This is a genomic window from Nonomuraea sp. NPDC001699, from assembly GCF_053596455.1.
The window spans coordinates 1,104,557-1,130,691 of record NZ_JBSFGF010000001.1 but is presented as its reverse complement, the minus strand read 5'-3'; the positions used below and the strand labels follow the sequence as shown (position 1 = coordinate 1,130,691).

The 26,135-nt window shown below is 71.6% G+C and carries 21 protein-coding genes; 10 read left to right on the top strand and 11 right to left on the bottom strand.

The features are described from left to right. Positions 1-20: 20 nt before the first annotated feature. Complete coding sequence (locus tag ACWCSU_RS05390; protein WP_357707221.1) at positions 21-1,607, top strand: molybdopterin-dependent oxidoreductase; 1,587 nt, start codon at positions 21-23, stop codon at positions 1,605-1,607. On the opposite strand, the gene ACWCSU_RS05385 is transcribed toward ACWCSU_RS05390, so the two are convergent. The 6 genes from ACWCSU_RS05385 to ACWCSU_RS05360 form a co-directional block, all read right to left on the bottom strand. Then, the gene (locus ACWCSU_RS05385) at positions 1,594-3,420 is read right to left on the bottom strand and encodes a chitinase (protein ID WP_449933693.1); all 1,827 of its coding nucleotides are present in this window, start codon (positions 3,418-3,420) and stop codon (positions 1,594-1,596) included. The genes ACWCSU_RS05390 and ACWCSU_RS05385 overlap by 14 nt on opposite strands. Continuing rightward, positions 3,417-5,075: a carbohydrate binding domain-containing protein gene (locus tag ACWCSU_RS05380; protein WP_449933691.1), complete on the bottom strand. Its 1,659-nt coding sequence runs from the start codon at positions 5,073-5,075 to the stop codon at positions 3,417-3,419. Before ACWCSU_RS05380 ends, ACWCSU_RS05385 begins: the two co-directional genes overlap by 4 nt. A 77-nt stretch (positions 5,076-5,152) precedes the next feature. Further along, positions 5,153-6,841: a fibronectin type III domain-containing protein gene (locus ACWCSU_RS05375; RefSeq protein ID WP_357707216.1), complete on the bottom strand. Its 1,689-nt coding sequence runs from the start codon at positions 6,839-6,841 to the stop codon at positions 5,153-5,155. After that, the gene (locus ACWCSU_RS05370; RefSeq protein WP_449933688.1) at positions 6,838-8,658 is read right to left on the bottom strand and encodes a cellulose binding domain-containing protein; all 1,821 of its coding nucleotides are present in this window, start codon (positions 8,656-8,658) and stop codon (positions 6,838-6,840) included. Before ACWCSU_RS05370 ends, ACWCSU_RS05375 begins: the two co-directional genes overlap by 4 nt. Before the next feature lie 510 nt (positions 8,659-9,168). After that, on the bottom strand, positions 9,169-10,998 hold the full coding sequence (locus ACWCSU_RS05365; protein WP_449933686.1) for a M14 family zinc carboxypeptidase: 1,830 nt from the start codon (positions 10,996-10,998) through the stop codon (positions 9,169-9,171). Between the two features lie 73 nt (positions 10,999-11,071). Beyond that, positions 11,072-11,764, bottom strand: coding sequence for a nitroreductase family protein (locus tag ACWCSU_RS05360; RefSeq protein WP_357707212.1), 693 nt, complete (start codon positions 11,762-11,764; stop codon positions 11,072-11,074). Between the two features lie 94 nt (positions 11,765-11,858). On the opposite strand from ACWCSU_RS05360, the gene ACWCSU_RS05355 reads away from it, so the two are divergent. From ACWCSU_RS05355 to ACWCSU_RS05345, 3 genes are read left to right on the top strand one after another with little or no spacing between them, the layout of a single operon-like run. Then, entirely contained in the window at positions 11,859-12,335 is a 477-nt protein-coding gene (locus ACWCSU_RS05355; protein ID WP_449933684.1) for an Lrp/AsnC family transcriptional regulator, read from the top strand. 40 nt (positions 12,336-12,375) lie between these two features. Beyond that, positions 12,376-13,287, top strand: a complete 912-nt coding sequence (locus tag ACWCSU_RS05350) for an ATP-binding cassette domain-containing protein (protein ID WP_364099693.1) — start codon at positions 12,376-12,378, stop codon at positions 13,285-13,287. Next, positions 13,284-14,045: an ABC transporter permease gene (locus ACWCSU_RS05345; protein WP_357707208.1), complete on the top strand. Its 762-nt coding sequence runs from the start codon at positions 13,284-13,286 to the stop codon at positions 14,043-14,045. Before ACWCSU_RS05350 ends, ACWCSU_RS05345 begins: the two co-directional genes overlap by 4 nt. A 43-nt stretch (positions 14,046-14,088) precedes the next feature. On the opposite strand, the gene ACWCSU_RS05340 is transcribed toward ACWCSU_RS05345, so the two are convergent. Further along, positions 14,089-17,211 (bottom strand): BTAD domain-containing putative transcriptional regulator, encoded by a 3,123-nt coding sequence (locus ACWCSU_RS05340; protein ID WP_449933681.1) that lies wholly within the window; start codon positions 17,209-17,211, stop codon positions 14,089-14,091. 147 nt (positions 17,212-17,358) lie between these two features. Here ACWCSU_RS05340 and ACWCSU_RS05335 point away from each other — a divergent pair, with 147 nt between their 5' ends. Further along, positions 17,359-18,285, top strand: a complete 927-nt coding sequence (locus ACWCSU_RS05335; protein WP_449933679.1) for a hypothetical protein — start codon at positions 17,359-17,361, stop codon at positions 18,283-18,285. Between the two features lie 8 nt (positions 18,286-18,293). After that, complete coding sequence (locus ACWCSU_RS05330; protein WP_449933677.1) at positions 18,294-18,542, top strand: hypothetical protein; 249 nt, start codon at positions 18,294-18,296, stop codon at positions 18,540-18,542. Here the strand turns inward: ACWCSU_RS05330 and ACWCSU_RS05325 are convergent. Together ACWCSU_RS05325 and ACWCSU_RS05320 are read right to left on the bottom strand one after the other, a co-directional pair. Then, positions 18,523-19,122, bottom strand: coding sequence for a hypothetical protein (locus tag ACWCSU_RS05325; RefSeq protein ID WP_397040282.1), 600 nt, complete (start codon positions 19,120-19,122; stop codon positions 18,523-18,525). The genes ACWCSU_RS05330 and ACWCSU_RS05325 overlap by 20 nt on opposite strands. A gap of 11 nt (positions 19,123-19,133) precedes the next feature. Continuing rightward, positions 19,134-20,525 (bottom strand): selenium-binding protein SBP56-related protein, encoded by a 1,392-nt coding sequence (locus ACWCSU_RS05320; RefSeq protein WP_357707201.1) that lies wholly within the window; start codon positions 20,523-20,525, stop codon positions 19,134-19,136. A 106-nt stretch (positions 20,526-20,631) separates the two neighbouring features. On the opposite strand from ACWCSU_RS05320, the gene leuE reads away from it, so the two are divergent. Then, the gene (gene leuE, locus ACWCSU_RS05315) at positions 20,632-21,285 is read left to right on the top strand and encodes a leucine efflux protein LeuE (RefSeq protein WP_449933675.1); all 654 of its coding nucleotides are present in this window, start codon (positions 20,632-20,634) and stop codon (positions 21,283-21,285) included. 202 nt (positions 21,286-21,487) lie between these two features. Next, positions 21,488-22,129 carry a VC0807 family protein gene (locus tag ACWCSU_RS05310; protein ID WP_357707198.1) on the top strand — a complete coding sequence of 214 codons (642 nt, stop codon included), beginning with the start codon at positions 21,488-21,490 and terminating at the stop codon, positions 22,127-22,129. On the opposite strand, the gene ACWCSU_RS05305 is transcribed toward ACWCSU_RS05310, so the two are convergent. Further along, positions 22,037-23,005, bottom strand: coding sequence for a hypothetical protein (locus ACWCSU_RS05305; protein ID WP_449933673.1), 969 nt, complete (start codon positions 23,003-23,005; stop codon positions 22,037-22,039). The genes ACWCSU_RS05310 and ACWCSU_RS05305 overlap by 93 nt on opposite strands. Before the next feature lie 16 nt (positions 23,006-23,021). Next, positions 23,022-24,197 (bottom strand): sensor histidine kinase, encoded by a 1,176-nt coding sequence (locus ACWCSU_RS05300; RefSeq protein ID WP_357707196.1) that lies wholly within the window; start codon positions 24,195-24,197, stop codon positions 23,022-23,024. A 392-nt stretch (positions 24,198-24,589) separates the two neighbouring features. On the opposite strand from ACWCSU_RS05300, the gene ACWCSU_RS05295 reads away from it, so the two are divergent. Beyond that, positions 24,590-25,207 (top strand): DedA family protein, encoded by a 618-nt coding sequence (locus tag ACWCSU_RS05295; RefSeq protein ID WP_449933671.1) that lies wholly within the window; start codon positions 24,590-24,592, stop codon positions 25,205-25,207. A 37-nt stretch (positions 25,208-25,244) separates the two neighbouring features. Continuing rightward, entirely contained in the window at positions 25,245-26,057 is an 813-nt protein-coding gene (locus ACWCSU_RS05290) for a DMT family transporter (RefSeq protein WP_449933669.1), read from the top strand. Positions 26,058-26,135 lie beyond the last annotated feature (78 nt).

Here is a 26,135-nt window from a genome sequence, read left to right as displayed (position 1 = left end):
GTCTGTGTTGAACTTTTTCCATGGGGGGATCGCAGGTCAACCAGGCACTGGTCAGGCTCTATTTCGAGGTGAGGGACGGGGTCCGTGACCCGGTCGCGGCCTGGGCGAAACTCACAGGGAACTCTCAGGTCTACCGCGCCCGGCGTGGCGAACGGCGCGTCCCGCTGGACGACGCCACGGCGGCCGAGCTGGCGGCGGCGGCGATCGTGCACACCGCGTCCGAGCACGGCGCGGACCGGGTGGCGGCGCTGGCCACGTCGCCGCTGGCCGGGCTGGTGGACGGGCTGGGCGGCGCGCTGCTGACCGAGCATCCGTGCGCGTCGGAGCAGGTGCTCGGGCCGCGGTTCACGGGGCCGGGGGCCGAGGACTGGGCGCGGGCGGCGTACGTGCTGCTGTGGGGCGAGAACAACCGGCTGGCCCGGACGGCGGACACGCCCTGGGTGATCGCCGGGCGGTACAAGGGCCAGAAGGTGGTGGCGATCGGCACCCATCCGACCCGGCTGTCGGACGAGACGCTGGTCGTGCGGCCGGGCACGGACGGCGCGCTGGCCATGGCGATGGGACACGTGCTGCTGAAGGAGTTCTTCCTCGACCGGCCGCCGTTCGCCGCGCACGCGATGGAGCACACGGACCTGCCGTTCCTGGTGCGGCTGCGGGAGCGTGAGGACGCGTACGTGCCGGGCGGGCTGCTCGGCCGGGCCTGCGACCGGCTCAGCCTGTACGGCGGCGAGGCGGTGCAGGTGCTGCTGCCGCGCTTCGACTTCGGGCCGGGCGTGCTGCGGCGCGGCGTGCCGGTCGTCCGGGACGGCGGCGAGCTGGTGACCACGGTGTTCGACCTGCTGCTGGCCGCCTACGGCGTGGCGCGGGACGGGCTGCCGGGGGTGTGGCCGCAGGGGTACGGGGACCGGGAGCCGTACACGCCGGGCTGGCAGGAGATCTACACCGGGGTGGCCGCCTCGCGGACCGTGAAGACGGCGCGGGAGCTGGGCGTGACGGCGGAGAAGACCGGCGGGCGGTGCATGATCGTGCCGGGACGGCTGGAGACGCCGCACGCCGACACCGCCTACCGGGCGATGCTGGCGCTGCTGGTGCTGACCGGGTGCGGCAGCGGGTGGGCGCAGCCGGCGGGCGGGGCGGGGATCCCGCTGGTGCCGTACCTGTGCCTGCACGCCTGCGGCGAGGACCGCGCGGACGTGGGCGCGCTGAGCTGGGCTCTGTGCGAGGGCCTGTTCGCGCGCCGCACGTCGCGTTCGGTGCTGCTGGAGGCGGTGCGCGACGGGTGGCCGATGGCCCCTTCGCCGCGCGTGCTGGCCATCCCCCGGCCGATCTACCCGCTGCCGCCGGAGGTCGACCTGCTCATCGGCCCCGACGAGCAGTGCGACCTGGCGCCGCCGGACGCGGGCCTGGTGGCCGAGGCGGTCACCAGGCTGGCCGGGCGGACGTCCCGGGCGGACCCGGACGGCACGCCGGCGGACGGGCGCATGCGCCTGCTGGTCGACCACGCCTGGATGCACGAGTACGGCGAGGCGCTGCCGACCTACCGTCCGCCGGGGTTGGGGGTGCCGCTCAAGCCCACCCAGCTCGTCCGGCCGTTCACAGGCCGTTGAGGTAGGCCCGGTGGTTCCGTGAGAACTCGAAGGCGTTGTACCTGTCCCAGTTGATCGACCAGGTCATCAGGCCGCGCAGGTTCGGGTAGACCCCGCGTGGCCGGTAGGAGCCGCAGTTGCTGCCCTTGGCCAGGCAGTCGAACGCCTTCTGGACCTCGGCGACGGTGGTGAACCCGTTGCCCGCGTTGGGCGAGGCGGGCAGTCCGATGGCCACCTGGTCCTGGCGCAGCGGCGGGAACACGTTGCCGGCGTTGCCCATGACCGGGAAGCCGGCCAGCAGCATGTCCGTCATGGCGACGTGGAAGTCGGCGCCGCCCATCGTGTGGTACTGGTTGTCCAGGCCGGTGATCGGGCCGGAGTTGTAGTCCTGCACGTGCAGCAGGGTGAGGTCGTCGCGCAGGGCGTGGATGACCGGCAGGTAGGAGGCGGCCCTGCTGTCGGCCGAGCCGTTCGGGCCGGGGCCGTAGAACTGGTAGCCGAGCTGCACGAAGAACGTCTCGGGCGCCATGGTGAGCACGAACTTGGCGCCGTAGCGGCTCTTGAGCGAGCGCAGCGCGGAGATCAGGTTGACGACGACGGGCGTGGTGGGGTTGGCCAGGTTCGTGTCGCCCTGGTTGAGGTAGAGGGAGTGGCCCTCGAAGTCGACGTCGAGGCCGTCGAGGCCGTACCTGTCGATGATGGCCGCGACCGACTCGACGAACTTGTCCCTGGCGGCCGTGGTGGTGAGCTGCACCTGGCCGTTCTGGCCGCCGATGGAGATGAGCACCTTCTTGCCCTGGGCCTGCTTGGCCTTGATGGCGGCGACGAAGTCGGCCTCGGGCTCGACGTTCGGGCACTCGGCGACCGGGCACTGGCGGAAGCGGATGTCGCCGGAGGTCACCGAGGTGGGCTCGCCGAAGGCCAGGTTGATGACGTCCCACTCGGCGGGGACGTCGGCCATGCGGATGTAGCCGGAGCCGTTGGCGAAGGAGGCGTGCAGGTAGCCGACCATGACGCGCTTGGGCAGGCCGCCGCCCCCGCCGCCGCCGGTCGTGGTGGTGCCGGTGGCCTCGGGGGTGTAGGCCGAGCAGTTGCCGGCCGCGTCGCAGGCCCGGACCTTGAAGCGGTAGGCGGTGGAGGCGCTGAGGCCGGTGGCGGTGTGGCTGGTGCCGGTCGCGGCGACCGGTGAGCCGCCGTCGCGGGAGACCTCGTACCGGTCCACGCCGACGTTGTCGGTGGAGGCCGACCAGGTGGCGGTGAGCGTGCTGCTCGTCGCGCCGCCGACGGTCAGGTTGCCGGGGACGGTGGGTGCCTGGGTGTCTCCGCCTCCGCCGCCGCCGGGTGCGCCGTCCAGGACGACGTCGTCGGCGACGTAGGCGCTCTGGCCGTACCAGGAGTTGAGGTAGATGGTCACCGACGTGGTGGTGGCGCCGGTGGTGAACGTGGTGCGCAGCTGCGTCCAGGCCGAGCCGGGCGAGCCCCAGGTCTGGGGGTCGGTGCCGCCGGTGCCGGTCGCGCCGAGGAAGACGTAGCCGCCCTGCACCCAGGCCGACAGCGTGTACGACGACGACGGCTGCACCTTGATCTGCTGCTGGCAGCGGGCGAGGTCGGCGCCCGCCGGGGTGGCCCGCAGGGCCTTCGTCCCGCCGTGGACGGGCGAGGTGACGGCGGCGGCGCCGGAGGAGGCGCTGCAGGTCCAGCCGGTCAGCCCGTCCTCGAAACCGGGATTGACGGCGATGTTGGCCGCCAGGGCGGGAGTGGCGGTCAGTCCCGCCGTGCCGAGGGCGAGCGCGACCGCCGCCACGGCGGTGCGCCACCTGAAGATGCCGCTCATCCGGTGAACCCCTTGAAGATGTTCGTGAACTCGTAGGGCGACTGGGAGGTCCCGCTGCAGGTCGGGGAGACCTGGCCGTTGGGGCAGCCGCCGTTGTCGCGGGCGGCGGACCAGAAGCCGACGAATCCGATGTGGTTGCTGTTGGCCCAGGTCAGGAGCTTGCGGGCGTCGGCCTGGGTGGTGGTCATGCCGGTGTCGTTCTTGCCGATCATGGGGGTGACGCCGAGCGCGCGCCTGAGCTGGGCGTCGCTCTTGGCGGGCCAGACGCCCTTCATCTGGCCGAGCGTGGCCTGGGCGGCGGCGGTCATCGCGTCGCCCCAGTTGCCGGTGTAGCCGAAGTTCATCAGCATCGGGTTGACGATCACGTCGAGGCCCTTGGCGGCGGCGTCCTGGAGGATCTGCAGCGAGAACGGGTCCACGCCGTAGTCCTGGCCCTGCACGCGCAGCGTGTAGCTGATCACCGTGCCGCGTTCGGTCTGGAGCTGCTTGAGCGCGGTGTTGACCTTGCTCGCGTCGATGCTCGCCTCGACGTCGACGTCCAGGTGGTTGGTGCCGACGGTGTCGAGCACCTTCTTGTAGGCGGCCAGCAGCGCCGCCGAGGTGCCGCAGGCGTGCTCCAGGTACGGTCCGACCGCGCCGCCGCTGGCCACGACCACCTGGCCGCCCTGGGCCTGGAGTGCCTTGACGTCGTTGAGGATCCGGGTGTCGGCGAGCGGGATCGTGCCGCCCCAGGCCGGGTTGCAGCCGCTGCTGTCGCCGAGGACGAAGGCCAGCGTGTAGTTCTTCACGCCGGTCGCGGCGGCCGCGCTCACCAGGGACGGGCTCGTCATCGTGATGTCGATGTAGGGCGCGTACCTGATGTCGCCGGCGGGCGGGACGGTGTCCTTGGACGTGCGGCCGCCGACCGGGGCCGAGTAGGCCGAGCAGTTGCCGGCGGCGTCGCAGGCCCTGACGCGGAAGGAGTAGGCGGTGTCCGGGGTCAGGCCGGTCGCGGTGTGGCTGGTCGTGGTGACGGTGACGGGGGCGGCCTCGTCCCTGGAGACCTCGTAGCGGGCCACCGAGCCGGAGTCGTCGGTGGAGGGCGACCAGGTCACGGTGAGGCTGGTGCCGGTGGGGCCGCCGACGGCCACGCCGCCGGGGACGGTCGGCGCCTGGGTGTCGGGCGGGCCGCCGGGGCCGTCGAGGACGATGTCGTCGGCGGTGTAGGCGCTCTGGCCGTACCAGCCGTTGACGTACACGGTCACGGAGGTGGTGTTCGCGCCGGTGGTGAAGGAGGTCTTGAGCTGGCCCCACTGGTTGCCGGGGGCGCCCCACGTGCTGGCGTTGACGCCGGTGCCGGTCGCGCCGAGGAAGACGTAGGAGCCCTGGGCCCAGGCGGAGAGCTGGTAGGCGGTGCCGGGCTTGACGGTCACGGTCTGCTGGCATCGGGCGAGGTCGGAGCCCTGCGGGGTGGCCTGAAGGGCCTGGGCGCCGCCGTGTGCGGGGGTGGTGACGGCCTGCGCGCCGGCGGGGCACGTCCAGCCGCTCAGGCCGGACTCGAAGCCGGGGTTGGACAGGATGTTCGCGGCGGCGGCCGGGGTGGCGTGCAGGGCGGTGAGCCCCAGCGCGGCCAGGGCCGTGGCGGCCGGCCCGCGCAATCTGATGCGGGGTCTCATGGCGGGTCCTTTCGGGGGGTGCGGACCGCGCGCCGGTGCGGCCCGCCACCGAAGGGGTGGCGGGCCGCCTCAGCGGGTCAGAAACCAGCGGTGATCTTGGTGAACTCCCAGTTCTCCTGGGCGATGCCGCTGCAGTTCTCCGCGACGCCGCCACCCGGGCAGGGACGGTCGCGGTTGACCGACCAGAAAGCGAGCCTGGTCAGGCCGTGGGAGTTGGCGTAGTCGCGGATCTGGGTCCAGGTGCTCTGGTTGGTGAGCTCCTGCTGGTCCGACAGGCCGTTCATGCCGGAGATGCCCATGTGCGCGTACGCCTGCGCGTCGGTCCAGCCCTGGGCGGTCTTCAGGGCGTTCTTGAGACCTTCGGCCGCGTTGACGGTGTTCTGGTACATGTTGGCGCCGCCGCCGAAGTCGAACGGCATGATCGTGTAGTTGTCGATCGGCACCGCCAGCTCCTTGGCGCGGTTGATCAGGCGGGTGCCGTAGTAGGTCGGGCCGGTGGTCGCGGTGCCGAAGGTCACGGCGATCTTGACGTTCGGGTTGGCCGCCTTGACGATCTTGAGGGCGTTCAGGATGCGGTCCTGGACGGTCAGGTTCTCGAACTCGTCGGTGTTCTCGATGTCGAAGTCCACGACGGCCGGGCCGACGGCGTTGATGACCTTCTGGACCGCGCCGGCGAACAGCTCAGGCGTGGAGCAGTTCGGGCCGAGCTTGTTGCCCTGCCAGCCGCCGAAGGAGACCTGCACGCTGCCGCCGGCCGCCTTGATGGCCGAGATGGCCTGCGCGTCCTGGCCGCCGGACAGCGGGCGCTGCCCGTCCCAGGCCGGGTTGCAGCCGTTGCTGGCCAGGATGAACGCCATCGTGAACGACTTGATGCCGGTCGCGCTCATCACCGTGGTGGGAGAGGGCGGGTCGCCCCAGCCGGTGTAGAGGTAGGGGGCGCCGGGCATCTTGCCGCCGGTCGGGCAGCCGGTCGTGGTCGCCGAGACGTCACGTCCGGCCGACTCGCCCACCGAGTTGTACGCCTTGACCGTGTACGTGTGGCTCTGGCAGGCGCTCAGCCCGGAGATCGTCGTGCTGGTCCCGGTGACGTCGGCCTTCTGGGTCGCGCCCTCGTAGACGCGGTACCCGGTCACCGTGCCGGAGGAGGCGCCCCACGACAGCGCGATGCTGGTGTCGGTCACGGTCGTCGTGACCGTCCCGGGCTGGCCGGGCGCGCCGTTGCCGCCGGGGGTGGTGACGCTGAGCGCGTTGCTGACGCCGGACAGGTTCCCCGCGGCGTCGCGGGCCCGGACGGTGTAGCTGTAGGTGGTCGAGGCCGTCAGCCCATTGTCGGTGTACGTCGTGCCGGTCGCGGTGCCGACCTGCGTGCCGCCGCGGTAGACGTTGTAGCCGGTCACGCCGACGTTGTCGGTGGAGGCGTCCCAGGCCAGGCCGGCGCTGGTGGAGGTGACGGTGGTCGAGCGGAGGTTGCCGGGCACCGAGGGCGGTGTGGGGTCGCCGCCGCCGCTGCCCTGCTTCCACAGCGCGGGCACGTTCGGCGGCTCCCAGCCGGGCTGGGAGGTGTGGCCCTGGAGGGCCACGTAGTCGACGCCGTTGTAGGTGACGGACGCGCCCGTGGCGTAGGCCGTCCACGGGGCCCAGGCGGCGGCCAGCTGCTGCTGGGCGGCGGCGCTGTAGGCGGTGGGGACGCCCGTGGCGAGGCCGGCCCCCGTGAGGGCGATGGCCAGGCCGGCCACCGAGGCGATCATCCTGCTACGTAATCTCATGGCATTCCCTGAAGGTGCGGCTTGACGGTCTTGGAGAAGGACCAGTTGTTGCTGGCGTCCCAGTTGATGGACCAGGTCATCGCGCCCCGGATGTCCGGGTAGGCGCGCGGCGGCACGAAGGATCCGCAACTGGTGCGCTTGGCCAGGCAGTCGAGCGCCTGGTTGACGAGGGAGGGCGAGACGACGCCGCCACCCGCGGCGCCGGGCCCGGCCGGCAGGCCCAGCGCCACCTGGTCGGGGCGCAGGCCGTTCTCCAGCTGGATGCAGGCCAGGGCGGTCATGAAGTTGACCGTCCCCTGCGAGTAGGCGGCGGCCTGGTCGCAGCCGAGCATGGAGCCCGAGTTGTAGTACTGCATGTTGACGACCGTGAGGATGTCCTTGATGTTCAGGGCGAGCTTGAAGTACTCCATCCCGGTCGACTGCATGTCGATGGTCTGCGGGGCCATCATGATGATCAGGCCGCTGCCCGCCTTCGAGCGCAGCGAGCGCAGGGCCTGGCCCATGTAGGTGGCGTTGAGGCCGTTCTCCAGGTCGATGTCCACGCCGTCGAAGCCGTAGTTCTGCATCAGCGCGTACACCGTGTCGGCGAACTTCGTCGCGGCCGTGCCGCTGGAGACCTGGACGCGGCCGGCCTCGCCGCCGACCGACAGGATGACCTTCTTGCCGCGCTGGTGCAGCGCCTGCACGTCGGCCTTGAACTGGGCGTCGGTGTAGCCGCCGAGCGCGGTGGACAGGCCCGGGTCGACCGAGAAGACGACCTCTCCGGCGGTGGAGGTGGCCTCGCCGAAGGCGACGGCGACGACGTCGTACTCGTTGGGCACGGCCGACAGCTTCAGCTCGGTGGCGGCGTTGACGAAGTTGTGCCAGTAGCCGGTGAGGAAGTGCTTGGGCAGCGGGTCCGTCGGGCAGCCCGGCGTGGTGAAGGAGGCGGCGTCGCTGGGCGGGCCGTCGCCGGTCGCGTTCGTCGCGGTGACCGTCAGCGAGTACGCGGTGCAGGCGGTCAGGCCGGAGAGGGTGGAGGAGGTGCCGGTGACGGTGGCGACCAGGGAGCCGTTGAGGCGGACCTTGTAGCCGGTGGCTCCGGCGACCGCCGGCCAGGTGGCCGTGGCGCCGGTCTGGGACGTGCCGGTCACGGTGATCGGGCCGGCCTTGCCGGGCACGCCGGTGCCGCAGCCCGTGGTGGTCGCGGTCACGGCGTCACCGGCGGCCGACTCGCCCACCGAGTTGTACGCCTTGACCGTGTACGTGTGGTTCTCGCACGTCCCGAGCCCGGAGATCGTCGCCGTGGTGCCGGTGACGGTGGCCTTGACGGCGCTGCCTTCGTAGACGCGGTAGCCGGTCACCGTGCCGGAGGAGGCGCCCCAGGAGAGGGCGATGCTGGTGTCCGTGCTGGTCGCGGTGGCCGTCCCGGGCTTGCCGGGGACCTCGACGGTCGAGCCGCCGCAGGAGGAGCCGTTCAGCGTGCAGCCGGTGATGCCGGGGAAGCTCCCCGGGGCGCCGTTGAAGCCGAAGCTCGTGCTCGCCCCGGCCGCCAGCGGCCCCGCCCAGCTCGGCGCGGTGAACGTGTAGTGCTGGCCGCTCCTGGTCATGACCGCGTCCCAGGCGGACGGGATGGAGAACCCGGCGGGCACGTCGAACTGCACGTTCCAGGTCAGGGAGGCGGTGGTGCCGTTGACGACGGTGACCTTGCCCTCGAAGCCGGACCCCCAGTCGGCGACCTTGACGAAGGTCGCGGTGGCGGCGGCGGCTTGGGCGGGCAGGGCCAGGAGACTCAGTGCGAGGGTCGCGAGCGCTAAGAAGATCGCGCGAAATCTCACTGTCGATTTCCGTTCTTCTGGCGTGCCGTACGGCTTGCACCGGGGGGTGAGAGCGCAAGCCGTACGGCACGGACCCGTGGAGATGAGACACGGGCCTTTTCGGGGGGTGTTCGGCGCAGGCCGGTGGAACGGGGGCTCGTGGAGCTTGCAGCGGCAGTCAGAGCCGACGCGTGCGGGCCGGGCGGCACCGCCGCTCCCGCGGCCAGGAAAGAATGGGGGGTGGCCACGCCCGCAGCGCCGGGGGCGTGGGAGAAGGGTCGTTCGGGCGGATGTCTCCGCAGCTCAGAAGCGAATCATGCGGGCGGCGAGCGAGTCATGGGCCATCCGATCCATGATTTCTTTTAGGAAAGTTTCCTAAGAGTTGTCGCGATCGTAGCCTTGACACCCAGTGCTTACAAGACCCAATCCCGTGACGGCCCGCGACGTGCCGAAACGCGGGGCGCCGGCGCGAACGACGACGCCCCCTCGCCCCGGACGGGGATCCGGAACGAGGGGGCGCTTGGGGTCAGGTCAGGGCTGCTGAGTGATCTTGACGTCGTCCACGCCGGCCTCCACCAGGGAGGCCCCCGAGGCGTCGGCCGCGTCGATGAGGATGCGGACCGTCTGGCCCGCGTACGGGGTGAGGTCGGCCGTCGCCACGGCCCAGGCGCCGTTGCGGTTGGCGGCCGCGCCGGCCTGCTGGAGCACGGTGGTCGTGGTGCCGCCGACCACGCGGACCCGGAAGTAGTCGGCGCTGGAGGCGTTCGAGCCGTGCGCCAGGTACCACGACAACGACAGGCTCAGCGTGCCCGTCGAGGGCAGCGTGATGGGCGGCGACTGGATCGAGCTGACGCCGCCGTCGAGGTCGTAGTCACCGGCGGCGGTTCCCGCCAGGCGGCCGGTCACCAGGTCGTTCGTGCCGCTGACCGTGGTGCCGAGCTGCTTGGCGCCCGAGGAGGTGGTCGCCTCGGGGTCGCCGCGCTCCCACGCGCCCGTGGTGGCGGTGTCGGTCCCGGACGGGTTCACCGTCCAGCCGGTCGCCGTCTCGAACGTGTCGGACCAGACCGTCGTCGGCGGCGCGCCGGTGCCGCAGTACTGGGCCTCCTTGCCGATGATCCGGTAGACGCAGTCGGAGTACTCCAGGAAGCGCAGCACGGCCTCCTTGTTGCGGGTGGTCTGCGGGACGATCTGCTCGTCCGGCGGGTAGAAGCCGGGGCTCGCGCCGACCGGATACATCTCGAACGTGAAGCTGAAGATCTTGTACGTGCCCCACATCCAGTCGTCGATCGTCCCGTCGGTGATGTAGAGGTCGCTGGACTGCTCGGGCGTGTAGTTGTTGGTGGCGGCCATGTTCTGGCCGAGCGTGGCGTGGGCGTCCCGGTCGTCCTGGGTCAGCCCGGGGGCCGTGTCGTTGTAGGTGAAGCCGTAGGGCCACAGGACCAGCTCGCTGTAGGTGTGCCAGTCGAGGTTCGTCCTGATCTGCTGCACGCCGCCGACGACCCGGCTGCGCACCCAGTCGGCCGCCGCCTTGACCTCGGGGGCCGATTCGCCGCTCGCGCCGCGGTAGGTCTCGCTGGAGGTCGAGCCCGAGGAGCCGCCGCAGCAGCCCCACTGGTAGGCCCAGTTGCGGTTGAGGTCGGTGCCGACGGCCGAGGAGCCGGAGTTCGGCTGCCGGTTCTTGCGCCAGGAGCGGTAGGTGCCGCTGGCGATGTCGTACTCACCGCCGTCCGGGTTGAGGTCCGGCATGATCCAGATCTCGCGGGTGTCGACCAGATTCGTGATCCTGGGATCGGTGCCGTAGTTGTCGGCCAGCAGGTGCATGATGTACAGCGCCATCTCGACCGTGAGGTGCTCGCGAGCGTGCTGGTGGGCGGTGAACAGCACCTCGGGCTCGGCCTCGTCCGTGCCCACGTTGTCGCTGATCTTGACCAGGCGCATCGGCCGTCCCTCGTACGAGGTGCCGAACGTGCTCTGGCTCATGATCCCCGGATGGGCCGCGACCAGGGTGTTGATCTCAGTCGTCATCTCCGCGTAGTTGTGGTAGCCGGAGTCCGACGGCGGGAAGTCGAACGCCCCGACGGCCGACGGGGGCGCCGGGCGCGGGGCCTCCGCCACCCGGTAGCCGAGCCGCCTGATGGCCGCGAGCTCCGTCGGCGTGGCGGTGACCAGCACCGAGTCCGCCTCCACCTCCTCGATGGCGGCACCGGTCGCCGCCACGGCGCTGCGCTGCCGCGCGTCGGCCGGGCCCGAGACCCGGTACTGCTTGTTCGCCGGTGGCTCCGCACCGGCCCCGGCGCCGGTCATGCCGGTCAGGCAGACCATGCTCAGGACCGCCAGCAGGGTGAGTAATCGGCGTTTCACCTCGTCCTCCTCGCCCGCGCGGGACTGGGGGGTTTGACCCGCGCCTGAACCGAGAGTGAAGACGAACAGTGCCCTAGGAAAGGCCCAATTTTCCGTCGAACCGGATCAGCGTCTCTTCCAGCGGTTTCCTGGCAAGATCGGGCACTTCGGCGTCGGGGGCGGCGTACCCGACGGGGAACAGGATGTAGGGCCGCTCGTTGGCCGGGCGTTCGCAGATGTCGGTGAGGAAGGCCATCGGGTTGGGGGTGTGAGTGAGCGTGGACAGGCCCATGGCGTGCAGGGCGGTGATGAACAGGCCGCAGGCGATGCCCACGCTCTCGTTGACGTAGTAGTGCTTGACCTTGCGGCCGCCGGGGCGCACGCCGTACTTCTCGGCGAAGCACACCACCAGCCAGGGCACGACCTCCAGGTAGCCCTTGTCGGAGGTGGTCTCCAGCGGCGCCAGCGCCTCGCGCCACTCCTGCGGCAGCCGGCCGCCCTCGTAGTTGCGGCGCTCCTCCTCCTCGGCGGCCTCGCGGATGCGCCGCTTGGTCTCGGGGTCGCCGATCGCCACGAACTTCCACGGCTGCTGGTGCGCGCCCGACGGCGCGGTGTTGGCCGCCCGTACGGCCAGCTCGACGCACCGGTACGGCACCGGCTCGTCGCTGAAGAAGCGCACGCTGCGCCGCCGGTCGGCCAGTGCGTGGAACTCCTCCCCGCGCTTGATCATCTCGTCGGCGTCGTAGCGTTCGGGCCGGTAGGGGACGAACGGATACTGGTGCTCCATAAGATCCGCAGTCTCCGCACGACCGGCGGGTCTGACAACACCGCTCGCCGTATGCTGCCGATCTGACAGCCGAACGGGCTTTTGGGAGGCGAATATGCCGGCACGTCGCCGCGGGCTCGACGATCTGGACCTGCGGGTCCTCCGCCTGATCGCCGACCGGCCGCGCAGCGGGCTGCTGGAGATCGCCCGGCTGCTCGGGGTGGCGCGCGGGACCGTACAGGCCAGGCTGGACCGGATGGCCGCGGACGGGGTGATCACCGACTACGGCCCGAACCTGTCCCCCGCCGCCCTCGGCTACCCGGTGCAGGCGTTCACCACCCTGGAGGTCGAGCAGGCCGCCCGCGAGCACATCTCCAGGACCCTGGAGTCCATCCCCGAGCTGCTCGAAGCCTGCATCGTGACCGGTCCGGGCGACGTGTGGTGCCGCATCGCGGGCCGCGACAACGAGCACATCCAGCGGGTCATCGACCAGATGCTGACGATCCCCGGCGTGCGCAGGAGCACCACGGTCATCGCGCTGTCGACCGTGGTGCCGCACCGGATCCAGCCGCTGGCGGCGGCTGACAGGTAGCTGCCAGGGCGCTGCCAGCGTGCCCCTCGACAGTAGGGACATGACATACGCGATCGAAGCGGAAGGGCTCGTCAAGCGGTACGGCGACAAGACCGCGCTGGACGGCGTCGGCCTGCGGGTCAGGACCGGCACCGTGCTCGGCGTGCTCGGCCCCAACGGCGCGGGCAAGACCACCGCCGTACGCATCCTGGCCACCCTCGCCGCCCCTGACGCCGGCCACGCCACGGTCGGCGGGTACGACGTCGTCACCCAGGCCCGCCGGGTCCGCGAGCTGATCGCCCTGACCGGCCAGTACGCCTCGGTCGACGAGAAGCTGACCGGCACCCAGAACCTCGTGCTCGTCGGCCGCCTGCTCGGCCTGTCCAGGGCCGCCGCCAGGGTCAGGGCCGCCGAGCTGCTGGCCAGGTTCGGCCTGGAGGAGGCGGCGGGCCGGGCGGCCGGCGGGTACTCGGGCGGCATGCGCCGCCGGCTCGACCTGGCGGTCAGCCTGGTCAGCCGGCCCCGGATCCTGTTCCTGGACGAGCCGACCACCGGCCTCGACCCGCGGGCCCGCGGCGACCTGTGGGACGTCGTCAGGGAGCTGGTCGCGGACGGGGTGACGGTCCTGCTGACCACCCAGTACCTGGAGGAGGCCGACCAGCTCGCCGACGACCTGCTGGTGGTCGACCGCGGCCGGGTGGCGGCGAGCGGCACGCCGGCCGAGCTCAAGGCGCTGGCCGGCGGCCACCGGCTGGACGTCCGGCCGCTGCGCGCCGACGACCTGGAGAAGGCCGGCTCGATCCTCGGCGTGGCGGCCGTGGACGGGCTGCTCAGCGTCCCCGTGCACGACCTGGCCGCGCCACCCGACCTGCTCGGAAGGCTGGACGACGCCGGGATCGTGCTGGCCGAGCACGCCCTGCGCCTGCCCTCCCTCGACGACGTCTTCCGCACACTCACCGGAGCAAGCTCATGACCACCGCGCTCTCCCAAGGGCTGACGCTCGCCTGGCGCAGCCTGATCCCGCTGAGGAACAACCCCGGCCAGCTCGCTGGGCTGCTGCTCCAGCCCGTTTTCATGATCGTCATTTTCGTCTACCTGTTCGGCGGGGCGGCCGGGGGTGACCGGGCCGGGGCGGTGTCGTACATGCTGCCCGGCGTGCTCGTCCAGGTCGCGCTGATGGCGACGATCACGACGGGCATGAACCTGGCCACCGACATCGGCAACGGCGTGTTCGACCGGTTCAGGACCATGCCGATCGCCAGATCGGCGCCGCTGGCCGGACGGATCATGGCCGACCTGCTGACCCTGCTGATCACCATCGCCATGTCGCTGGCCGTGGGGTACGCCGTCGGTTTCCGCGTGCGGACCGATCCGCTGAGCGCGCTGGCCGGGGTCGGCCTGGTGCTGCTCATGGTGACGGCCCTGAGCTGGGGGTCGGCCTGGATCGGGCTGGTGGCCAAGTCGGTCGCCTCGATGCAGGGCATCGCCACGGCCGTGCTGCTGCCGCTCACGTTCGGCAGCAGCGCCTTCATCCCCGCCACCGACCTGCCGGGCTGGCTGACCTGGTGGATGGGCGTCAACCCCGTCTCTCACCTGGCCGGAGCCCTGCGCGGCCTCATGGTAGGCGGTCTGGCGGCCTCCGACGTGTGGATCACGCTCGGCTGGGCCGCCGCGCTGCTCGCCCTGTTCGCGCCCTTCGCCCTGCGCGCCTACAACCGCAAGGTCCGGTGATCGAGACCGCTTCGCGGGGCCGGGGCCGGACGGCACGCTCTCCCTATGTGGTGCCGCCGACCAGCGAGTGGAGGTCGTCCAGCGACAACGCCGCGCCCTCGGCGAAGCGGCGGCCGAAGAGCTCCTCGCCCAGTGCCTTCTCGGCCGCCGCGCGTCCCTGCGCGGTCTCGGGCGAGGTGTCCTGCGGGACGAACGCCGACGCGCCGCCGAACAGCACCGCCGCCCGTTCCTGGTCGCCCGCGGCCTGCGCCGCCAGCGCGAACCCGGCCAGCGTCATCGACAGCAGCGGGCGGTCCGGGCGGACGTGCCCGAGCACGTCGAGCGCCTGGCGGTGCCGGGCGAGCGCGGCCTCCAGGTCGCCGGCGCGGGCCAGCACCCTGCCGTAGGACGTCAGGTACATCGCCGTGAGCTGCGGCACCTGGGGTGCCGCCGCCACAGCGCCGCTCATGTCCCGGTAGATCGCCAGGCTCCTGTCCAGGTCGCCGCGCCGCGTCTCGTACGCGGCCTCGCCCAGGCCGAGCAGCACCAGCGTCCACGGGGACGTCTCCTCCCCCACCCGGGCCCTGGCCAGGGCGAGGTCGGCGCCCGCGCCGTCCAGGTCGTCCACCCGCAGGCGGACCTGGGCGAGCCGGATCAGGGTGGAGATCGACTCGTCGTCGCTGACCCACTCGCTGGTCAGCGACCAGGTCTCGGCGATCAGGTCGTCGGTCGGGGCGCCGCGCTCGGCCCGCAGGTCGGCCAGCCCCAGCAGCGCCTCGCTCAGCCCCCACCGGTCGCCGAGCCGCCTGAACCCCTCGACCGCCTGCTCCAGCTCCCGTTCCCGCTCCGACGCCGAACGCATCCGGCCACCGATCATCAGGGCCGCGGACGACAACCACAGGTCGTCGCTGCCGGCGTACTCGCCGAGCAGCGCGACCGCCTGCTCGTCCCGTCCGGCCGCGGCGACCATGACGACCCTGCTGATCAGCAGCAGCGGGTGCACGGGCCCCTCCTGGACGGCCCGCTCCACCAGCGCGTCCATCCGGGTCGACAGCTCGGTCATGGCCGCGCGGTCGTTGCTGATCGTCCCGAACAGGTCGATCCCGTAGGCGAACATGCAGGCCGTGTACGCCGCGGCGAGCCCTGGAGGCGGCGTGTCCCCGGCCAGGTCGAGCGCCTGCACGGCCCACGCCGCGCTCTCCCGCCGGTAGCCGCACATCCACCAGTACCAGTTGAGCGCCCCGCACAGCCGCAACGCGGGCCCGGAGTCCCCCCGGTCGATCAGCCAGCGCAGCGCCGCCGCGAAGTCGTCGCGTTCGGCCGCGAGCCGCTCGATCCACTCCACCTGCCTGGCGGTACGCAGCTCGGGCACCGCGCGTTCGGCCAGGTCGAGCAGGTGGAGGGCGTGCCGGTCGCGGTACTCGGCGGTCTCGCCGGCCTCGGCCAGGCGTTCCAGGGCGTAGGCGCGGATGGTCTCCAGCATCGAGTAGCGGCCTTCGGGCGAGACGCGTACCAGGGACTTGTCGGCCAGCGCGCCGAGCACGTCGGCCGTGCCGCCGCACACCTCCTCGACGGCCTCCAGGGTCGCGCTGTCGGCGAACACGCCGAGCCGCCTGGCCAGCACACGTTCCCCCTCGTCGAGCAGGTCCCAGCTCCACTCGACGACCGCCCTCAACGTCTGCTGGCGCGGCAGCGCGGTACGGCTTCCGCCGTCCAGCAGCCTGAACCTGTCGTCCAGGCGGTCGGCGAGCTGGCGTGGCGTCATCGTCCGCAGCCGGGCGGCGGCCAGCTCGATCGCCAGCGGCATGCCGTCGAGCCGGCGGCAGAGCGCGACCACGGCCGCCGCGTTCTCCTCGTCCACGGCGAACGACGGCCGGGCCGCCGCCGCCCGGTCGACCAGCAACCGCACCGACGGGTACGCCGTCGCCTCGTCCGCCCCGGCCCCCACCGGCGGCGGTTCGAGCGGCGGGAGGGGCACCAGCCGCTCGCCCGGCACATTGAGCGGCTCCCTGCTGGTGGCCAGCACCCGCAGCGCCGGGCACTCGTCGAGCAGCCGCTCCACCAGCACGGCCGCCGCCGTCACCACGTGCTCGCAGTTGTCCAGCACGACGAGCAGGGGCCGCCCGCCCAGCGCCTCGGCGACCTGCTCGACCACGTCGCGGGCCTCCTCGGGCGGCCGGTAACCGGGACGGTCGTCGCGCAGGCCGAGCGCGTCGAGCACGGCCCCGGGCACACCGGCCGGCTCACTGACGGGCCCCAGCTCCACCATCCACGCCCCGGCCGGCGTGCCGGGGCCTTTCGTCACTGGTCCGTGGGGTTCCGGGGCGAGGCGGAGGGCCGCTTCGGTCGCCAGCCTGGTCTTGCCCGCGCCGCCAGGGCCGACGAGCGTCACCAGCCGGTCCCGCCCGAGCAGGTCGGTGAGCCGTCCGAGCTCGGCCTCCCGGCCGATGAAGCTGGTGCGCGGCTTGCGTACGTTTCCCTTGGGCCTGCTCCTGGGCCAAGCGGCCGGAGGCGGTTCGGCCGACAACACGGCCAGGTGCGCGGCCCGCAGCTCGGCGCCCGGATCGACGCCCAGCTCGTCGGCCAGCCTGTGGCGGGTGCGCTCGAACATCTCCAGCGCCTCGGCCTGCCGTCCCGACGCGGCCAGCCCGCGCATGGCCAGCCCGACCAGCCGCTCGCGCAACGGATGCGCCGCCACCTCGGCGGTGAGCTCGACCGGCCGCCCGTCCGCCAGCAGGCGCTCGGCCCTGGCCTCGACCGCCGCCAGCCGCTCCTGCTCCAACGCGGTCGCCACGTCGGCCAGGTACGGGACCGACGTCAGATCCGCCAGCGCCGCCCCCCGCCACAACGCCAGCGCCCGTTCGGGGTCCTCGCCCGCCAGCCGCCGGAACGCCAGCGCGTCCACCTGTTCGGCGGGCAGCGCGAGGGCGTACCCGCCGGGGCGGCTGTCGATCACCTCGTCCGGCCTGAGCGCCGCCCGCAGCCGCCTGACCAACGTCTGCAGCGCGTTGGCCGCGTTGGCGGGCGGCTCCTGCGGCCAGAGCACGTCGATCAGGCGCTCGGCGGTGACCAAACGGCCCGCTTCGAGCGCCAGCACGGCCAGCAGCGCCCGCAGCCGGAGACCACCGACCGCGACCGGCCCTCCGTCGCCCTCGACCTCCAACGGCCCCAGGATGGATATCCGCACGCACCACATCCTGCCCTGCCTGCGAACATGCTCAGGTAGAGGTTTTTCTACCGCCCTTTCTTCCACGGATAAGTTCTTTCCACCGTCAAGCGCCTGCTGTCCGTTATTTGTCAGCACACAGTGTCATCAGCCGCTAACGTTCCGCGCATGATCTCCCTCCAGCACGAGGCGCTGCATCGCGTCTTCCGTGACAATCCAGAGCTCTACACGAGCGTCTTCAAGGTGCTCGACATCCCCTTCCCGTCCCCGACCGAGGTCGCGGTGGTGGACACCGACCTGACCGAGATCAAGCCGATCGAGCGGCGCGCGGACACGATCATGATGTTCACGTCCCTGGAGGGACGGCACGTGGTCATCAGCGAGTCGCAGTCGAAGCCCGACGAGCGCAAGACCGCCGCCTGGGCGCACTACATCAGCCACGTGCACGTCAAGTTCAACTGCCCGGTGACGCTGCTGGTGATCTGCCAGGACGAGGCGACCGCCACCTGGGCCGCCGCCCCCAAGACGATCGGCCTGCCGGACTGGCCGACCCTGTCCGTCCGCGCGGTCGTCGTGGGCCCGCACAACATCCCCGTGATCGACGACCTCGCCGAGGCGGTGAACGACGTGGTGCTCACCATGTTCTCGGCGCTCACCCACGCCCGTTCCGGCGAGGTCACTGCCATACTGGAAGTCCTGGCAGACGCCTTGGACACCACTGACACCACCAGCGCCGGACACATCGCCGAACAAACCGAAGTAGGCCTCGGAAACACCGACGCCCGACGAATCTGGAGAGATCTAATGGCGACCAAGACCTACCGCTACCAGTCCGAGTACGCCCAAATGCTCCGCGCCGAAGGGAAGGCCGAAGGGAAGGCCGAGGGGAAGGCTGAGGGGAAGGCCGAGGGTGAGGCTGCAGTGTTGCTGCGGCTGCTCGACCACCGGGGCGTGGTGGTTCCCGACGCCGTGCGGGAGCGCATCACCTCCTGCACCGACACCACGGTGATCGAAGCCTGGGTCGACAAGGCCTTCTACGCGACCAGCCTCTCCGACATCTTCGGCGTGGACGACGAGCGGCAGGAACAGGGCTGACGGCGGCCATGACCTACCGCTACCGATCCGAGTACGCCGAGATGCTCCGCGCCGAAGGCCAAGTGCACGGCGGAGTCAGAGCACTGCTTCTGTTGCTCGACCATCGTGGTGTGGTGGTTCCCGACGCCGCGCGGAAGCGCATCACCTCCTGCACCGACACCACCCTGATCGAAACCTGGATCGGCAGGGCCGTCCACGCGACCAGTCTCTCCGACGTGTTCGACGACGGCGGTCCGGTCAGGCCTGGAGGAGTGTGAGCACGCCGGCGCCGATCAGGGCGACGGCCCACATGCGGTCCACGTTGAACCAGGCGCGGCGCAGGATCGTCAGGCCGAGCACCTCGTAGACCACCACGGCCACGACGCCGGCCACCACGAACATGGCCAGCGTGTGGAGGGCCGCCACCGCCAGTCCGCCTGAGACGGCGTGGCCCGCGTGGCCCTCCGCCCGCATCCCGGTGAGGACGGGCAGCAGCATCAGGCCCGCGCCGTGGGCCGACGACATCAGGAACGACCACCCGGCGAGCTGGCCGAGCGACAGGCGCATGCCCACCCAGCGGAAGTGGCGGTTGGACAGCAGCCGCCACAACCCGAACGCCACCAGTACCAGCCCGCCGATCACCGGCAGCGCCGCGCCCGTCACCACGGAGCCGGTGGCGGCCACCACCAGGGCGACCAGGGCCACCGACGCCAGGTGGCCCAAGGCGATCACGGGGAGCGACTGCAGCAGCAGGTCACGGCTGCGCTCCTGGAGACCGCGAGCCACCGCGAAGAGCCAGCCCATGGCCGGGTTCAGACCGTGGAAGGCCCCGAGCAGCAGGACGGTCGCGGTGCTCATGGCAGGCATGGTCAGGGGTAGCAGTAGGAGTCGGAGGAGGCGTCGCCGCCCTGGAGGCGTACCTGGTGGGGGCGCAGGCCGCGGAAGGCGTCGCCATGGGGGAAGAAGCGGGTGTCGAAGGTGAAGGAGTCGGCGTCCACCTTGGCGAGCCAGGCTCCGACGCCCTCGGGGTAGAACTGGTCGTCCCAGGAGCCGTACAGGGAGTTGGTGAGGTAGACGCGGCGGCCGTCGCGGCTCACCTCGACCATCTGGGGGCCGCCGCGCAGCGGCAGGCCGGGTTCGGCGGGGTGCGGAGTGCGCCGGGTGATGCCGCCGATGCGCAACGACCCCAGTTCGACCGGCTTGTACGGGTCCGACACGTCGTACTGCTTCAGCTCCCCGGTGCCCCAGCATGAGACGTAGAGGCGCTGGTCGTCCACGGACAGGGCGATGTCGGTGACCAGCGGCGGCACGGCGGCGAACGGCTGGAGCACCGGTGGCAGCAGGGCGGGGTCGGCCGGCTCGGCGGGGATGGTGATGACCTGCCGCGCCTGCCAGCGGCCGTCCTCGTGGAACCACAGCCAGACGGAGGCCGACAGGTCCTCCACGCTGGTGACCACGCCGACGAAGCCGTACAGGCGGGTGGGGTCGTGGGCGGGGCGCAGCTCCAGCGGCATCTGGTACTGGTCGCCCAGATCCACCTCCTGGACGTGCTTGCGCTTACGCAGGTCCCAGAAGTGCAGTTTGTGGCCGTACTTGCGGCCGAGCAGCAGCTCCCCGACCACGCCGTCCTCGATCATGGACGGCGTGCCCCACTCGGAGGTGATCAGCACGTCGTGGTTGATGTGCCACCAGAAGTCGTAGGCCAGGTACTGCGGCCCCCGGTCCAGCTCCCACCGGCCGAGGACCTCGAAGGAGGTGTGGTCGAGCACGGCGATCCCACCGGGCCCCTCGGCGCCGTCCGCGCCGCCGAGCGCCGAGACGTACAGGCCCTCGGGCCCGCAGTGGACGGTGTGCGGGCGGGAGTAGCCCGCCCGCCTGGCCAGCGACTCGGCGTCGATCACCTTGACCAGCTCGGGGCTGACCCGGTCCTTGGTGTCGTAGATGTGGATGCGCGAGGAGCGCAGCCCGGGGACGACCAGGTAGCGCCGCTCGACGTGCGGGTGCGGCGCGTTCGGGCACAGGGCGCTGCTGCAGGCGTTCCAGCCGAAGTGGTGCAGCTCGTCGCCGGTGCCGGGCAGGTCGGTCCAGCCGACGATCGTGCCGTAGGCCGGGGAGGCGGGGTCGGTGTCGAGCACGGCCAGCGCGTCCGGACGCTGCGCCGACCTGTCGAAGGCGGCGACGTAGGCCAGCTTCTCCACGGGGGCCTCGACGGCGTCGCGCGGGGAGGGGTAGAACGTGGGGTCGGGGGTCCAGAGTGCCATGACACCAGATATTCACGAGTATCCCTACCCGGTCAATAGGCATGTGCGTCGCAATGAGCGACCACCAGGCGACTGAATCGGCATATATCACGCGATACCGTTAAGCGTGTTCTTCGGTATCACGGACGTCTGGACCTACGTCGTCGGCGCCTTCTTCATCGTGCTGCTCCCCGGCCCGAACTCCCTGTACGTCCTCAGCTTCGCCGCCCAGCACGGCGTCCGGCAGGGCTACCGGGCCGCGATGGGCGTGTTCCTCGGCGACACCGTCCTGATGGTGCTCGCCGCCGCCGGGGCCGCGTCCCTGCTGCGCGCGACGCCCGTGCTGTTCACCGTCGTCAAGTACGCGGGCGCCGCCTACCTGGCCTGGATGGGCTTCCAGATGATCCGCGGCGCGGTACGGGCCTGGCGGGCCGGTCCGGCGACGACGGCCGACGCCGCGGCGGCCCCCGTACGTCAGGCGCGGCCGTTCCGCAAGGCCCTGACGATCAGCCTGCTGAACCCGAAGGCGATCCTGTTCTTCCTGTCGTTCTTCATCCCGTTCGTGGACCCCGGTTACAGCGCCCCCTGGCTGTCCTTCCTCATCCTGGGCGCGGTGATCCAGGTCTTCAGCGTGCTCTACCTCACCACGCTGATCTTCTCCGGAACGTTCCTGGCCGCCCAGTTCCGCCGGCACAAGAAGCTCAGCGCGGGCCTGACCTCGGGCGTCGGCGCGCTGTTCCTCGGATTCGGCGCCAAGCTCGCCACGGCGTCACTCGGCTGAAAGCCGGGTTCAAGGGTGGACTGGTTTCGTATGGAACAGCTGGAACGCGTCAAAAGCGGCAGTCCTACTCACCGGGCTCCGGTACGGTAGGCCACCGGCCTTCGGGGTCGCACTCGTCGGTGACGAGGACCGGTCCATCCGGCAAGCCTTGACCCCCGAAGCCCGGGTAGACGCTGATCGTCGGCCTATCTGCGGAGCAGCCTTGAACCACCATCCGGTCGCCCTCCCCCGTCTGACCGCGCTCGCCCGTCAGGCGGCCCCCCGCCTGCTCGAAGGTGTGGTCGCCCCCCTGCTGGTGTTCTACCTCGCCATGGTCGTGCTGGGCTTCAAGTGGGCCCTGGTGGCCACGGTCTCCTGGGTGTACCTCGGCGTGGCCTGGCGGCTGGTCAGAGGGGTCAAGGTGCCCGCCACCATGTTCCTGGCCGCGTTCGCGATCACGGTACGGGCCCTGGTGTCGTTCTGGACGGGCACCTGGATGTGGTTCTTCATCCAGCCGGAGCTGGGCACGATCTGCATCAGCATGGTGTTCCTGGCCTCCGTCCGGCTCAACCGGCCGCTGGTGCAGAAGCTGACCCTCGACTACATCCATCTGCCGTCGGCGGTGCTCAAGCACGAGCGGGTGCGCAGGTTCTTCGCCAGGATCACGCTGCTGTGGGCGTTCGTGCTGCTGGCCAACTCGACGCTGAGCATCTTCCTGGCCGTCTACGAGAAGCTGGAGGGCTCGCTGGGCGCGTTCATGGTGCTGCGCACCTCAGCGGTGGCCGTGATCAGCGGGCTGGCGATCACTTTCTCGATCCTCGCCTTCAAGCGCGTCCTGGCCCGGCTGCACGTGGCCCACGCCTGACCGTTCGGCCAGCAGGAACGCTCCGCACATCCCCATGACCAGCCCGGTCAGCATGCCGAACAGCTCGGCGAAGTCCGCGACGCCCGTGCCGCCGTAGGCCAGCGGGCCGCCCGTGGACCGGACGATCATCGAGAACAGCCCCCAGCCGAACAGCGAGCCCGACCCCAGCCAGGCCAGAACCAGCGGCCGCCAGAACGGCCCGTTCCCGCGCCGCCTGACCAGGGCCACGAGCGCGACCGCCCCGCCGACCGCCAGTACGGCCTTCACCCCGTTCTGGATCGCCTGGGCGGTCCCGTCGAACGCCAGGACGACGCGCAGCACCGCCACGGCGGCCGCCGCCAGGAGCGCACCCCAGGCCACCACCTCCTGCAACGACCGGGTCGCACTCGGGAAGGACGAGCGGACCGGGGTGACGAAGACGGCCGGCCAGCGGTCGCGGGCATAGAGGGCGAAGGCCGTCATGAGGGCCAGGCCCAGGGTGATGAAACCGCCGTAGACGACCAGGTAGACCCACGTCCGGATGGGGCCGCCGCTGAAGACGTCCAGGCCGCCGACCAGCAGGATCAGCGGGGTCGTGACGGCCAGCACCGACAGCAGGCCGGTGCCCACCCACAGTGGCAGCAGCACCAGCCAGGCGGGCAGCCGCATGCCCCAGCGCATGGTGAAGGCCAGCGCCAGCAGCAGGCCGACGGCCTCCATGGCGAAGGTCAGCGCGTTCATGCCCATCATCTGCCCGCCCTCCATGAGCGCGGGGTCGGAGACGCCGACGGAGTCGCCGGTCAGCCAGAGCGTCTTGATCGTGAGATAGGGCAGCGTGGCGGCGACCGCCACGATCGCGGCGGTGAGCCGGCCGATGCCCGCTCGCTGTTCTGTCATGCTCCGATCGTGCGGCTCAGGCGGGCTCTTCTCCTCCCGAGCGGCGGGGATCCGCCTCCCCCGCGTGGGGGAGCTCGACGGCCAGGCTGAAGCCGTCGCCGTCGGGTCCGGCGGTCAGCGTGGCGCCGGCCAGCCGTACGCGCTCGCGCAGCCCCGCCAGGCCCAGCCCGCCGGACCGGGCGCTGGGACGCGAGCGCGGCGGGCCGTTGCGCACGACCACCCGGTGCGGCGCGACCGACACGGCGACCGCCGCCCCCGGCGCGTGCTTGGCCGCGTTCGTGAGCCCCTCCTGGACGACGGCGTGCGCCAGCTCGGACGACGCCCCCGGCGCCAGGTCGAGGGTGATCGACATGCCGGAGTCGCGGGCCCGGCCGACCAGCTCGGTGACGTCCTCGTCCACCGGGGACAGCGGGGCCGCCTCGGCCTCCTCGCGCAGCAGGCCGATGATCTGGCGCAGCCGCTCGGTCGCGTCGGCCGCCGCCATGCGCAGCTCGCCGGCCGCCTTGACCTGGGCCGGGCCGAGGCCGGGGGCGACTTCGAGCCCGCCGGCGCGGACCGCGATCAGCGCCAGGTCGTGGCCGAGCGAGTCGTGCATCTCGCGGGCGATCCTGGCCCGCTCGCGCAGCCGCGCCTGCGCCTCGACCGACAGCCGCGCCTGCCGCCGCTGCTGGAGCAGGCCGCGCCGGAGCAGCCCCAGCAGGTACGGCACCGCGTACGTGCCGACGAGCCCGGTGCCCATCGACACCCACAGTGCCAGGTCGCCGCCCTGGACCAGCACGACCGCGCACCCGACGGCCGTGATCAGGCAGAACAGGGCCCCCGCGGGCCACAGCCGGGCCATGCGCCGGCCGGTGAGGTAGGCGTACCAGATGATGAACGGCGAGGTGGCGAGCAGCGGGAGGATCTTCACGTCGCGCCGGGGCAGCAGCCACGTCAGGTCCACCGTCGCGAAGCCGTCGGTGAAGCGCCACGGGCCGAGCGGCAGCAGCAGCACCAGTGCCGCCAGCGGCCAGGGCCGGCCCACGAGCACGGCCAGCGCGGCGAGGCCCACCCTGGGCAGGGTCACCATCGCGAACGCGGCAGGGTCGACGAACGGGTCGGGGCCCATGGCGGTCACGAAGATGCTCAGGACGACCCAGAGCAGCAGGTCCGAGACGACCTGACGGCGATTCTCACGGCGCAGACGGTTCACGCACCGACGGTATCCGCCGCCGGCCGGGGCGCGTCCCGCCCGAAGGTCATCCGGCACCCCTGACGAAAGTCAGGGTGGGGCCTGCCGCACCGGTCACGGTGGGGCTAGCTCCACCTGAAAGGCGGATACCTCCTCTCCTGTTTCCGGGGCGCGCAACCGGTTTGATCGTGGGTGTCACACGGAAGTCGCAGGTCCGCCCCTGACGAAAGTAGGGGGTGACGCGTGCCGATGGTCCGATGCGCCACGACCTGCGGAATTTCTACCTTCATGGGGTAGGCGGCCCTGACCCTCCTAGGGGAAGGGCCCGCGTTCGACCGGGGGCATCCCCGATGTCCCCGGTCCGCTCACACCGACAGGCTTTGTGAGTGCCCTGACGATCGGAGTCCACCCATATGTCGCACGCCATTCTCGACCTGGTCCAGCAGGTGATGTCATCGCCATGGTTGTACGTGGCGCTGTTCGCCCTGGCGCTGCTCGACGGTTTCTTCCCCATCGTGCCCGCCGAGACGTCGGTCATCACCGCGGCGGTGTTCGCCGCCTCCGGCCAGACCAACCTGGCCCTGGTGATCGTGGTCGCGGCGCTCGGCGCGTTCGTGGGCGACCACGTGTCGTACCTGATCGGCAACAAGTCGGCCAGGCGGCTGCGGGACAAGAAGGCGTTCGTCTGGGCGCGCGGCGCGCTGGCCGAGCGGGGCGGAATGGTGCTGATCGTGGCCAGGTACATCCCCGGCGGGCGCACCGCGACGACGCTGACCATGGGCGCCGTGGGTCATCCGCTGCGCTCGTTCACGTTCTTCGACGCCATCGCGGCGAGCTCGTGGGCGGTGTACTCCGGGCTGATCGGCTTCTTCGGCGGCATGGCCTTCGAGAACGACCCGATCAAGGGCCTGCTGCTGGGCCTCGGGATCGCGCTGTCGATCACCGGGCTCGTCGAGCTGGTGCGGTGGACCAGGAAGCGGCGCGCCACCCAGCCTTCCCCGGAACGTCTTCCGGCGGACACGTCCGTTTGACCCTGTCCGGCAACCATCCGTCTGAAGGGAGTGAGCAATGAGTGTGCTGGCCGCGGCGATCGCGCTGGTCGGTTCGCTGTTCTTCGCGCTCGGAGCCGCGCTGCAGCAGTTCGAGGCGGCGGGCTCGGCGAAGCCCGCTCTGCTGACCCTGCTGCGCAGGCCGCGCTGGCTGCTCGGCGGCGTCTCCATCGTGACGGGCGGCGGCCTGCACATCGTCGCACTCGGGCTCGGCCCGCTGACCGTGGTGCAGCCGATGGGGGTGGCCAGCCTGCTGTTCGCGCTGCCCATCGCCGCCGCGCTGCACGGGCGCAGGCCCTCCGGCAGGGAACTGGCCGCGGCGGGCGTGGTCGCGGCGGGGCTGATCGGCCTGGTGCTGCTGGTGCCCGAGTCCGACGGGCCGACGTACCTGGCGCCCACGGGCGTACTCACCCTGCTCGCCGTGTCGGGCGTCGCGACGGTGCTGCTGTGGGCGGGCTCGAAGGCGGCCTCCCCCGCCGGCCGCGCCGCGCTGCTCGCCACGGGCTCCGGCGTCCTGTACGGCGCCACCGCCACGCTCATGCGCGTGCTTGTGGACGGCGGCTGGAACTGGTGGTACCTGCTGGCCCTGCCGGTCCCGCTGCTGCTGGCGCTCATGATGCTGCAACGCGCCTACGCCGTCGGGCACTTCGGCGTCTCCTTCGCCTCGCTGCAGATCGCCGACCCGCTCACGGCGGTGGCGTTCGGGGCGCTGCTGCTCGGCGAGCCGCTGCCGTCCGGCATCGCGCCGATCGCGGCCGCCGCCCTGACCGCGGCCGGCACGGTCGCCCTGGCCCGGACGACCCCGCTGGAGGCGCGCAACGACCTCGCCTGACCTCCTCCCCCTGCCCCTCCCCTGACCGAAACCCCCTGTTCGCCCCTCGGCCCTCCCCCAGCCGTCCCCCCTTGTGAA

Coding starts and splice junctions, on each gene's coding strand:
- ACWCSU_RS05325 (WP_397040282.1), bottom strand. CDS start 19,122: ATGAGCACCGCGACCGTCCTGCTGCTCGGGGCCTTCCACGGTCTGAAC.
- ACWCSU_RS05390 (WP_357707221.1), top strand. CDS start 21: ATGGGGGGATCGCAGGTCAACCAGGCACTGGTCAGGCTCTATTTCGAG.
- ACWCSU_RS05320 (WP_357707201.1), bottom strand. CDS start 20,525: ATGGCACTCTGGACCCCCGACCCCACGTTCTACCCCTCCCCGCGCGAC.
- ACWCSU_RS05350 (WP_364099693.1), top strand. CDS start 12,376: ATGACATACGCGATCGAAGCGGAAGGGCTCGTCAAGCGGTACGGCGAC.
- ACWCSU_RS05380 (WP_449933691.1), bottom strand. CDS start 5,075: ATGAGACCCCGCATCAGATTGCGCGGGCCGGCCGCCACGGCCCTGGCC.
- ACWCSU_RS05345 (WP_357707208.1), top strand. CDS start 13,284: ATGACCACCGCGCTCTCCCAAGGGCTGACGCTCGCCTGGCGCAGCCTG.
- ACWCSU_RS05290 (WP_449933669.1), top strand. CDS start 25,245: ATGAGTGTGCTGGCCGCGGCGATCGCGCTGGTCGGTTCGCTGTTCTTC.
- ACWCSU_RS05305 (WP_449933673.1), bottom strand. CDS start 23,005: ATGACAGAACAGCGAGCGGGCATCGGCCGGCTCACCGCCGCGATCGTG.
- ACWCSU_RS05375 (WP_357707216.1), bottom strand. CDS start 6,841: ATGAGATTACGTAGCAGGATGATCGCCTCGGTGGCCGGCCTGGCCATC.
- ACWCSU_RS05360 (WP_357707212.1), bottom strand. CDS start 11,764: ATGGAGCACCAGTATCCGTTCGTCCCCTACCGGCCCGAACGCTACGAC.
- ACWCSU_RS05330 (WP_449933677.1), top strand. CDS start 18,294: ATGACCTACCGCTACCGATCCGAGTACGCCGAGATGCTCCGCGCCGAA.
- ACWCSU_RS05355 (WP_449933684.1), top strand. CDS start 11,859: ATGCCGGCACGTCGCCGCGGGCTCGACGATCTGGACCTGCGGGTCCTC.
- ACWCSU_RS05335 (WP_449933679.1), top strand. CDS start 17,359: ATGATCTCCCTCCAGCACGAGGCGCTGCATCGCGTCTTCCGTGACAAT.
- ACWCSU_RS05385 (WP_449933693.1), bottom strand. CDS start 3,420: ATGAGCGGCATCTTCAGGTGGCGCACCGCCGTGGCGGCGGTCGCGCTC.
- ACWCSU_RS05295 (WP_449933671.1), top strand. CDS start 24,590: ATGTCGCACGCCATTCTCGACCTGGTCCAGCAGGTGATGTCATCGCCA.